The following is a 10,711-nucleotide window of genomic DNA, read 5'->3' as shown; positions in this document are numbered from 1 at the left end:
CAACAATCCAGCCAACAGTGATAGTCCGCCCTGGTAAAGCACTACTGGTAGTACTGAAAACCCTACACCTGCCCCGTAACTGCCGGTTAGGGCAATTGATATCAGGCCATCCATGGTGCCTTTAACCACCAAAATTGTATTATCACCGCTGAGACCGTTGTTGAGGCTGCCTAAAATTGCCATGGGGCCAATGCAAAATAACAAACTGGCGGCAATAAAGCCCTCAGTAAACCGGCTACCACCGCCAAATCTCGCTTTTAGGGCATCGCCAACGGTGGCTAGACGTTTTTCAATTTGCCACCATTCTCCTAACAGTCCACCGATAACTAGAGACACCATCCCCACAATCACACCGGCAATCTGCCCTGCGTCGATCTGAGTTAACGGCTGGGCCATTTGCATGCCAATAAATAACGTGATCAACCCCATAGCCTGGGTAATCACATCCTGCATCGCCCGAGGTAAATGCCCACGCACCAACAGCCCACTGCCAGTTCCCAACAGCACCAGCACCACATTAATCCAAGTTCCGCTGGTTTTTGCCCACAGGCTCAACATAGCAACCTCACCATCACCCCCTAGCGTTCCATGACCACCGTACAGTCCATAGGGTACTTTTTCTAGCTGGTTTTATTGCGCTTTCAAAGGACCGGCTCCACAATGAATGGTGATATTGGCCGTTTCCTTTAGATTCCTATGGTTTCCGTTAGTCTGCTCCAAGCCACTACCTATGATGTCGATGTGCTAGAACAGCAGCTTCGGATTCTATTGGCCCCCTTGGGCGGCATGGCAGCCTATGTCAAACCAGGTCAACGGGTTCTCCTCAAACCTAATTTACTGACGGGAGCACGGCCTACAAAGGAATGTACCACTCGCCCCGAGCTGGTCTACTGCGTCGCCAAACTGGTTCAAGAAGTCGGTGGTAACCCTTTTTTGGGGGATAGTCCCGCCTTTGGTAGTGCCTACGGTGTGGCCAAGGCCAATGGCCTACTAGAGTGGGCTCAAAAACTGGACCTACCCATTGTGGAACTCCATGGCAAACGCTACAAGCTTGAGCAGCAGGACAGCGACTTTGACAATTTACTGCTGTCTAAAGAAGCGATCTCAGCCGATGTGGTGATTAACCTGCCCAAGGTGAAATCCCACGTGCAGCTTACCCTGACTCTGGGGGTAAAAAATCTCTTTGGCTGTGTACCGGGCAAAATGAAAGCCTGGTGGCATATGGAAGCGGGTAAAGACTGCCAGCGATTTGCTCAGATGCTGGTGGAAACTGCCCAGGCCATTAATCCAGACCTAACGATTTTAGATGGCATTGTTGGTCATGAAGGCAACGGACCGAGCGGTGGTGAGCCGCGAAATCTAGGTGTGTTGGCAGCATCACCCAATGTCTATGCGCTGGATCGAGCGATGGTCGATATCCTGCAGGTAAATCCTGCACAAGTGCCAACGGTTACAGCGTCGCAGCGTCTTGGTTTGTGTCCTCAGCATATCCAGTTTGTGCTGCAATCACCCGCTGAACTACGGATTGACGACTGGCAACTCCCCGAAAAGTTGATGCCCATCGATTTCGGCATGCCTCGGGTGATGAAGTCTACCTTTAAGCACCTATACATCCGTTTTATCAAGGAGCCAATGACAGCCTATGCCCAGCGTTAGAGGGTTCGTCCTGGGTCAGCAGCTAAAAATCAAACAGGGGAGGCAAGATTGCCTCCCCTGTTTAAACTGACCATAGCCTTTAAATCGTTGGTCTAAAAACCAGATGATCGTTTAATGCCTTTGGCCATTGATTTAAATGGTGACATGCTAGGACCTGGACGACGGCGACGTACGGGTGTAACCGGAGCTCTATAGTCGAACGTGGACGTCGAGTTCGAGTTAGCAGCTGACTTACTAGCTGAAGCTGCGATCGCAGTACGAATTAGCTCAACAGGGTCATTCGTAGGTGCAGGAGGTGCTGCTTTCTTTTGAGGTGCCGCTTCCTGCTGAGGTGCTGCTTTAGAAGCTGCTCCTTTTTTAGAAGCTGCTTTTTTAGAAGGTGTAGGTGCTACGTCGCTAGCTACTGACTCTACTGCTTCCGATACCGCTTCTGCTGCCTCTGATACAGCAGCAACTGTCTCTGATACGGCAGCTGCTGCCTGCTCTTTAGCCGCTTTGGGAAGCGCTGCAACTTCTTCTTCAGACAGCTCTAAAAAATATCCAGACTTTTTGTCTGACTTTTTACCAAAAAGTTTGCCCAGCACTCTAACTATGCTCCTAATCAAACAGCAATGGCGTTGGTATCGATGGAATAACTGTGTCTGCTGTCGCTGCTATTCACTAGCAGTTAACAGACGAGAGTATCCAAAAAATTAGCAACGCTCAACAATCACTTCACTAAAACTTGTCAACAATCGCAGCCTAATCGCAGCGTTGCTTGCAGGTAAACCCATTATCAGAGCTGAGGCTTATGGTGTGCAAGAAAGCTTCATGTCAGTTTACAACAGTTAACGTATCTGTGTTTAAGCGATGCTTTCTAGCTTAAACCACCCTGTTCCCTAAAAAGAGCCGTTGCTGAGCCGAACTATGATTTTATTGGCTAAATATTAGCTAGTAGCGCCTTGCTTAAATTAGCAACGACAAAAGAGTGGCGCTCTGGAATTGTTCCAGAGCGCCACTCTTTTGTTAGCTGTATCTAGTCCCAGGTTCTAGTCAGCCCCTTGGGTCAGCAGCTCACGCTTTTCCTTAGCAGCAATAACAACCTTGCCTTTGTCATCCACATCAACGACAGCGGCATCGCCATCCTTGAGACGGCTAGATAGAATTTCTTCCGCTAAGGTATCCTCCAGCAGCCGCATGATGGCACGACGTAACGGTCGGGCACCATAGCTGGGGTTATACCCTTCCTCCACCAGTCGGTCCTTGAATTTATCGGTCACTTCCAGGGCAATTCCCTGTTCGGTTAACCGCCCAAAGACTTCCTTGAGCAAGATATCGGAAATTTCCTTAACCTCAGGCTTGGTGAGCTGGCGGAAGACGATGATTTCGTCTAAGCGGTTCAAGAACTCAGGTCGGAAGTACTGCTTGAGTTCCTCATTCACGAGGGAACGAATGCGATTGTACTGGGACTCGGCGGCATCTTCCTCTAGCTCAAAGCCAAGACCACCGCCACCTTTCTCGATCACTTTAGAACCGATATTAGATGTCAAAATTAGCAGCGTGTTTTTAAAGTCCACGGTGCGGCCTTTGGCGTCAGTTAGACGACCATCTTCCAAAATCTGCAACAGCATGTTGAAGACATCGGGGTGGGCCTTTTCAATCTCATCAAAGAGCACAACAGTATAGGGACGACGGCGTACGGCTTCAGTGAGCTGTCCCCCTTCGCTATACCCTACGTAGCCCGGAGGTGAGCCAATCAGCTTAGAAACGGTATGGCGCTCCATAAACTCAGACATATCCAGGCGGATCATGGCTTCTTCAGAGCCGAAGAAGTAGGATGCCAATGTCTTGGTGAGCTCGGTTTTACCGACGCCCGTAGGTCCGGAGAAGACAAAGCTGGCAATGGGTCGGTTGGGGTTTTTCAAACCTACCCGTGCTCGTCGAATGGCTCGAGATATGGCTTTGACGGCCTCATCCTGACCGATGACACGCTGATGCAGGGTGTCTTCCATGTTGAGCAGCTTATCGGACTCGGTTTCGGTGAGCTTATTGACTGGTACGCCAGTCCAAGATGCGACGATGTGGGCGATGTCCTCTTCGGTTACTTCTGGAGAAGAATCGGAGCTACCGGTTTCGTCAGTTTTTTTGCTTTGAGCGATCGCACGGATTTCAGCTTTGATTTCCATTTCGCGATCGCGCAGCTCACCGGCCTTATCAAAGTCCTGGGAACGCACCGCATTGTCCTTATCCTTAAGCACAACCCGCAACTCACGGTCTAATTCCTTGGCCGCCGGGGGCAGCTGAGAATTGATCAGACGAACCCGAGACCCCGCCTCATCAATCAAGTCAATGGCTTTATCGGGCAGATAGCGATCCGAGATGTAACGGTCGGCTAGCTTAGCGGCCGCATCTAGGGACTCGTCTAAAATTTTCAGCTTGTGGTGCTGTTCGTAGCGATCGCGAAGACCATGCAAAATTTCGATGGTTTCTTCAACGCTGGGTTCACCTACCATCACCGGCTGAAAACGTCGCTCTAGAGCGGCATCACGCTCGATGTGCTTACGGTACTCATCCAGCGTAGTAGCCCCAATACACTGCAGCTCACCCCGAGCCAGAGCCGGCTTGAGGATATTGGCGGCGTCGATTGCCCCTTCGGCGGCACCCGCACCAATCAGCGTATGGACTTCATCAATCACTAGAATGACATTCGCCGCTGAGCGAATTTCATCCATGATTTTCTTCAGGCGCTCTTCAAATTCGCCACGGTATTTAGTACCCGCTACCAGGAGACCAATATCAAGGGTCACCACCCGTTTTTCTTCAAGAATATCGGGAATGTCACCATTGGCAATACGCTGGGCTAACCCTTCCGCAATGGCGGTTTTACCCACACCCGGTTCACCGATTAAAACAGGATTGTTTTTGGTACGGCGACCCAGAATTTGAATCACCCGCTCAATTTCTTTTTGACGTCCCACGACAGGGTCGAGTTTACCCTCCGATGCCATCTGGGTCAGGTTGGAACCAAATTCATCGAGGGTGGGAGTCTTAGTACGACCTTGACTACCGCCAGTGGACACTTCTGCGGTTTCACCCAGCATCCGAATCACCTGGGTGCGTACCTTCGATAGGTCAACGCCAAGATTTTCGAGAACACGGGCAGCTACACCTTCGCCTTCGCGAATTAGACCTAGCAGCAAGTGCTCAGTACCGATGTAGTTATGACCCAGCTGACGGGCCTCTTCCAAAGACAGCTCTAGTACACGCTTAGCACGCGGTGTGAAGGGAATTTCTACGGCGACAAACCCGGAACCGCGACCGATAATCTTTTCGACCTCGATCCGAGCATCTTTAAGATTGACCCCCATGGACTTCAGAACTTTGGCGGCTACGCCGGTTCCTTCTCCGATGAGACCGAGAAGGATTTGCTCAGTACCCACAAAGTTGTGACCCAGGCGGCGGGCCTCTTCTTGGGCGAGCATGATCACCTTAATGGCTTTTTCTGTAAAGCGTTCAAACATGGCGGCTTTTCATCACCTGGCTTGTGCGGAGTTGACCTGATTCTAGCACAGCCATTTTTGGTGAAACTGTGCCGGTATTCACGACTTGCAACGGATCTAGCGATAGATGAAGACTCACTTCATCTATGTTTTGTTGAAGTGAGTCTTAGCATTTAGGTGGCTTGCCCTGAGTCGTGCTAGTTACATCCTGTCTGTCTGACCACTGACATCCTAGCTCTAGAGTTCAGCCTGATACAGTCCTCGTTTGAGCCCCAAATACTTGGTTTTTAGGTGTTTTGACCCATTGGCTCCCTGTACTAGTCTAGACATGAATATTTACTACGTATTAATGAGTAAATGTTACACAGGAAGACCACTGGTATCGATGTTGATGCAGGGTTTCTGCGCATTCTCGCTCTAGCGGCCTAAGCCACTGGTCATCCGCAGTTTTTGGGAGACTGCACCATAAAATCAAAGCGTTTTCACCATCGCTGTAGTATTTTTTCCGTTCTCCTGCCGTCCGAAAGCCAAACTTTTGATAAAGACTCAGGGCACGATGGTTAGACTTACGAACTTCTAGGGTGGCATGGGTAAGGCCACGGCTACGGGCAAGCCGGAGGAGTTGGGTCAGCAGTAGTTGCCCCAAATGCTGTCGATGGTAATCAGGATGGATCGCCAGGGTGGTAATGTGCGCTTCCTCTAAAATTGCCCACAAACACCCCAGACCAATGACTTGATTGGCCGCCTGCAGCACTAGCAAATCACTGTTAGGGCTCTCAATTTCACGGCGATAACCGGCTTCGGTCCACAGCCCTCCCAGGCAAATTTGATCGAGTTCTAGAACCGCCGGTAGCAGTTCCTCGGTCAGCAGTTGGCAGGTCAGAATCGTCAGCATGATCGTCAGCATGGAGCAAGTCTGGAGGAGCTACAGTCCGCCAATAACTGGCTGGAAAGCAGCTGGTGGACAGTCACGAATTGTACACTGGAGCTTGCGTATGGCTCTGGGCTAGCCTAAGTCCCCAGAGCCCCCAAGAGCTCCCTGCGGGTAACCCATGGAGCCAATGCCAGCAATCCTGATGACTAACTCTATGGTTTACACCCTTGCTTCTACCAATCAAATAACTCCCTCAAGTCTTGACTATCTGGAGGCTGATGGGTCAGCATCTCCCAATCAGAGGATTTTGCCCCTGAGTGCTCAGGTGAATGAGCATGACCATTTGACCATTGGTGGCTGTGATGTGCTCGATTTGATCGAGGAGTTTGGTTCACCGCTGTATATTTTGGATGAAACTACCCTCAGGACGGCCTGTCAGCAATATCGACAAGCGTTTGAGCGTTACTATCCAGGGGAGTCTCTGGTGATGTATGCGTCGAAAGCCTGGAATTGTTTGGCGGTGTGTGCGATCGCAGCTCAAGAAGGCTTAGCTATTGACGTTGTTTCTGGAGGCGAACTTCTGAGCGCTCTCCAGGCCAGAGTCAGTCCAGAACAGATCTACTTTCATGGCAATAACAAGTCCCAGCATGAACTCCAGCAGGGGATTGCCGCAGGCTGTCGCATTGTGGTCGATAACTGGCACGAACTCAAAATCCTGAGCGCCCTTGCCGTCAGCCCCATCACCATACTGCTGCGGCTAACCCCCGGAATTGAGTGCCACACCCACGAATACATCAAAACTGGCCACATCGACAGCAAATTTGGCTTTGACCCAGACCAGCTAGAAGCCGTCTTTGCCTATGTCGCCCAACAGTCCAACCTGCATTGCATCGGTCTCCATGCCCACATCGGCTCCCAAATTTTTGAGCTGCAGCCCCATCAAGATTTAGCCAATGTGCTGGTGAGTTGGATGGAAACCGCCAAGCGATATGGACTCCCCATTAGCGAACTGGACGTCGGCGGCGGTTTGGGAATTCGCTATACCGAAACGGATGACCCACCGAGCATTACAGACTGGGCCAACGTTGTCTGCAAGCATATGATTAAGGCTTGCGAGCAAGCCAACGTGCCTCTCCCCAGGCTAATCTGTGAACCGGGTCGTTCCCTCATAGGCAGTGCCTGTATCACAGCCTATACCGTGGGCGGTCAAAAGACCGTACCGGGCATTCGCCACTATGCAGCGGTTGACGGCGGCATGTCTGATAACCCCCGCCCCATTACCTATCAATCGGTGTACCGTGTGCTCGCCGCCAGTAAAATGTCAGCCCCCCTGAGTGAAACCATCACCCTGGCTGGGAAACACTGCGAATCAGGAGATGTGGTGATTCATGACGCCCAGCTGCCCCCATTGGCACCGGGCGACATTGTTGTTATTCCGGCTACCGGGGCTTACAACTACAGCATGGCGTCCAATTACAACCGCGTTCCTCGACCAGCTGCTGTGCTAGTCCACAACGGACAGGCTGCCTTAATAGTGGAACGAGAAACCGACGCGGACCTCATCCGTTATGATCGTCTTCCCCCCCACCTGCAAGTTTAGACCGAGAGAACCCGATGGCATCTCGTCGAACCGTTGCCTAGAATAGGATGCAATCCTGCAGGTCCTGTTAGAGCCTAATTTTTGAACTAGGTGCATCCTGAGATCGGCCCTGGCCCCTCGTAGATTGCAATTAGAAGCAGCGTTTGCTGAACCCTGGAATCCCCTGCAGGAAGCTGATTTATGCAAATTAGGTCGTGAGACGCAGGATTGGCAAACGACAGCCACAGAGCGGTTTGCAGACTGCCACCGGGGCTAGACATCTTAAGCGCTACTAAACCTTTATATTGAAAACCCAGGTTGGGGCTAACACTTGCTAAGTTTGTTTGTCCGTATCATTGACATTGCCCTCGTTCTCGTTCTCATCTACTTGATGCTGGTGGTTATTGGCGAGCGCCGTAATCTATGGATGATTCGAGGACTGATCGTACTCATGCTGGCAGCTGTAGTCAGCCATGCACTAAAGCTTTCGCTGCTGGGCTTTGTCCTGACCAATTTATCCTTTGGTGCAGCCGTAGCCATGGCCTTTATGCTACAGGCAGAAATTCGGCGTTTTTTAGAGATTTTAGGGCGGGGCGAACTCGGACAGCTGTTTTCCCCCAGCAATAAGCCTGTCTCTAGACCCGATAGCGTCATCGATGAGCTGGTAGATGCCGTTCGTGAGCTATCCCAAAAACGTACAGGCGCCCTAATGATTTTAGAAACGGGTCCGCCCATTGATGAAAATGACTTTTCAGTACCGGGGGTACGGCTCAATGCAGAGCTATCTAAAGAACTGATCCAAACTATTTTTCAGACAAGTACATTACTACATGATGGTGCTGTTTTGATCCGGGCGTCACGCATTATCGCAGCGGGCGTCATCTTACCCATTTCAGAACGGATTGCATCCCGTCAGCTAGGCACCCGCCATAGGGCAGCCATGGGTATTACTGAACGGATTGAAAACTGTCTATGTATCGTGGTTTCTGAAGAAACGGGTTCCATTTCCATTGCCCAACGGGGACGACTCAATCGTCCCCTCACCAGCAACCGACTCCGAGAATTACTCCAGGAGCAATTCTCGGAGTCGGTTGAAAGCGACACCGTTTCCCCCGAACTGCTAAATCTGAGCCGTCGATTAACCGGCCTGTGGAAGCGGACTCGACAATTGGTCAAACGTTAATAAGTCAATCCGCATATCCCATCTTAAAAATGGTTATGATAGAACGAGCACTAAGCATAAATACGCAGTGAGCGAAGGGTATTTTCATGTCAGCCAGCCAATCTCCCCATGAAAAAGAGAAAGCTCCCCTGTCAGAACGGGAATTGCAAATTGTTGAGCTGGTTGCTGCTGGCTTAACCAATCAAGAAATCTCTGCTCGTCTAGATATTAGTAAACGCACCGTCGATAACCACATTAGCAATGTGCTCAATAAAACCGAAACCGGTAACCGGGTAGCTTTGGTTCGTTGGGCTTTAAAGTGGGGCAAGGTATGTATCGATGATGTCAACTGCTGTACTTTACCCAATACACAAGGACAGCAGGAACTGGCGTCTTAGGGCGTGTCATCAATTGACCTTAGAACATGTGTGATGCATGAGGCATGTAGCGCCTGCCCCAATTAAAACTCACCCATCATTTGCCATCATTTCCCATCATTTGTTTGATAGGGTGGGCAGTGCCCAATGTACTTTTTAACCATCTAGCGATGAGCACCATCCAGGCCCTGCGAGGTACCCGTGATATTCTGCCCGACGAGATCGGTGTATGGCAGCATGTGGAAGCGACTGCTCGGGAGATTCTACACCGCGTGGCTTATCGGGAAATCCGACCACCGATGTTTGAGCAGACAGAACTGTTTGCACGGGGGATTGGTGAAGCGACTGATGTGGTCGGCAAGGAGATGTACTCCTTTGAAGACCGGGGGGGGCGCTCGATTACGCTGCGGCCTGAAATTACAGCGGGTCTGGTGCGGGCATTTATTAGCAATAAGCTTTTTGCCAGTGGCGGCATCCAGCGTTTGTGGCATGTCGGTCCTGCCTTCCGCTATGAGCGACCCCAAAAGGGTCGGCAGCGACAGTTTCACCAGCTGGATGTGGAAATTTTGGGGAGTCGCGATCCTCGGGCCGATGTGGAGGTGATTGCGATCGCAACCGATCTGCTAAAATCCCTCGGGTTAAAATCCCTGACCCTAGACCTCAACTCAGTGGGTAGCGGTGCAGACCGTCAGGCCTATCGTGATGCCTTAGTCAGCTACCTCACCCCCTATAAAGACGAGCTGGATACCGATTCCCAAGATCGTCTCACCCGTAACCCCCTACGCATTCTCGACAGTAAAAATAGCCGTACCCAAGCAATTGTCCAGGACGCCCCTAGCCTGTTGGAGCACCTCAGCGATGACTCCCAGCAACACTTTGACCAGGTGCAACAGCAGCTCAGCGCCCTTGGTATTGACTTTACGATTAATCCTCGGCTAGTACGTGGTCTCGACTATTACACCCATACCGCCTTTGAGATCATGTCAGCCGATCTGGGTGCCCAGGCGACCGTATGTGGCGGTGGTCGCTATGACGGTCTGGTTCAGCAGCTGGGAGGGCCAGATGTGCCCGCCATCGGTTTTGCCATTGGTCTAGAGCGTCTCACGATTTTGCTCCAGCAGCTCCAGAACACCCCGGCTCCTGACCTTGATTTTTATATTGTTTCTCGCGGAGAAAAAGCAGAGCCCGCTGCCACAGTTTTAGCCCAAAAGCTGCGCCATCAAGGATTTTCCGTTGAGGTTGACCTCAGCAGTAGTGCCTTTGGTAAACAGTTTAAGCGGGCCGACCGGAGTGGAGCCACCGGCTGTCTCATCCTGGGGGACGCCGAAGCTGAGAATGGCGCTGTACAGCTCAAATGGTTGAGTTCAGGGGAACAGTCAGAACTATCCCAAAAGGATTTAATCGAGCAGATCGATACCCTAAAAACAAAAATCGCAACTCTGCGTCACCCTTAAATTTTTCTAGAACACCCCAAACAATGGCCAGACTAGAGGTCACCACAACCTATCTGGAAATGCATGCCGTGGAGCAGATTGTCCCAGCCGCTCCCACCGCACTAACCCTGACAGAAGCCATGGTTCCCTG

Annotated in this window: 9 protein-coding genes; 5 read left to right on the top strand and 4 right to left on the bottom strand. The window is 51.1% G+C overall.

Annotation, left to right across the window (positions count from 1 at the left end; translation table 11 throughout):
• Positions 1 to 558: DUF554 domain-containing protein (locus IQ260_RS20180; protein WP_193994889.1), on the bottom strand; the 558-nt coding region annotated here is incomplete at its 3' end.
• Positions 559 to 696: 138 nt separating this feature from the next.
• On the opposite strand from IQ260_RS20180, the gene IQ260_RS20175 reads away from it, so the two are divergent.
• Positions 697 to 1,656: a DUF362 domain-containing protein gene (locus tag IQ260_RS20175; RefSeq protein WP_193994888.1), complete on the top strand. Its 960-nt coding sequence runs from the start codon at positions 697 to 699 to the stop codon at positions 1,654 to 1,656.
• A gap of 92 nt (positions 1,657 to 1,748) precedes the next feature.
• Here IQ260_RS20175 and IQ260_RS20170 read toward each other — a convergent pair whose 3' ends face one another.
• The 3 genes from IQ260_RS20170 to rimI all read right to left on the bottom strand — a co-directional run bounded on the left by IQ260_RS20170 (position 1,749) and on the right by rimI (position 6,042).
• On the bottom strand, positions 1,749 to 2,240 hold the full coding sequence (locus IQ260_RS20170) for a hypothetical protein (RefSeq protein WP_193994887.1): 492 nt from the start codon (positions 2,238 to 2,240) through the stop codon (positions 1,749 to 1,751).
• A gap of 444 nt (positions 2,241 to 2,684) precedes the next feature.
• A complete protein-coding gene (locus IQ260_RS20165) occupies positions 2,685 to 5,156 on the bottom strand; it encodes an ATP-dependent Clp protease ATP-binding subunit (protein ID WP_193994886.1) in 2,472 nt (823 codons plus the stop codon).
• A 325-nt stretch (positions 5,157 to 5,481) separates the two neighbouring features.
• Complete coding sequence (rimI, locus tag IQ260_RS20160; protein WP_228016293.1) at positions 5,482 to 6,042, bottom strand: ribosomal protein S18-alanine N-acetyltransferase; 561 nt, start codon at positions 6,040 to 6,042, stop codon at positions 5,482 to 5,484.
• 169 nt (positions 6,043 to 6,211) lie between these two features.
• Here rimI and lysA point away from each other — a divergent pair, with 169 nt between their 5' ends.
• The 4 genes from lysA to hisS all read left to right on the top strand — a co-directional run bounded on the left by lysA (position 6,212) and on the right by hisS (position 10,581).
• Complete coding sequence (gene lysA, locus IQ260_RS20155) at positions 6,212 to 7,609, top strand: diaminopimelate decarboxylase (RefSeq protein WP_228016292.1); 1,398 nt, start codon at positions 6,212 to 6,214, stop codon at positions 7,607 to 7,609.
• A gap of 310 nt (positions 7,610 to 7,919) precedes the next feature.
• Positions 7,920 to 8,771 (top strand): diadenylate cyclase CdaA, encoded by an 852-nt coding sequence (cdaA, locus tag IQ260_RS20150; protein WP_193994885.1) that lies wholly within the window; start codon positions 7,920 to 7,922, stop codon positions 8,769 to 8,771.
• A gap of 86 nt (positions 8,772 to 8,857) precedes the next feature.
• The gene (gene pedR / locus IQ260_RS20145; RefSeq protein ID WP_193994884.1) at positions 8,858 to 9,148 is read left to right on the top strand and encodes a photosynthetic electron transport-dependent transcriptional regulator PedR; all 291 of its coding nucleotides are present in this window, start codon (positions 8,858 to 8,860) and stop codon (positions 9,146 to 9,148) included.
• A 149-nt stretch (positions 9,149 to 9,297) separates the two neighbouring features.
• Positions 9,298 to 10,581, top strand: a complete 1,284-nt coding sequence (hisS, locus tag IQ260_RS20140; protein ID WP_193994883.1) for a histidine--tRNA ligase — start codon at positions 9,298 to 9,300, stop codon at positions 10,579 to 10,581.
• Positions 10,582 to 10,711 lie beyond the last annotated feature (130 nt).

The organism is Leptolyngbya cf. ectocarpi LEGE 11479, from assembly GCF_015207065.1.
Classification (GTDB): Bacteria; Cyanobacteriota; Cyanobacteriia; order Phormidesmidales; family Phormidesmidaceae; genus Leptothoe; species Leptothoe ectocarpi.
The sequence above is the reverse complement of the archived record's forward strand: the minus strand, read 5'-3'. Positions and strand labels throughout refer to the sequence as shown.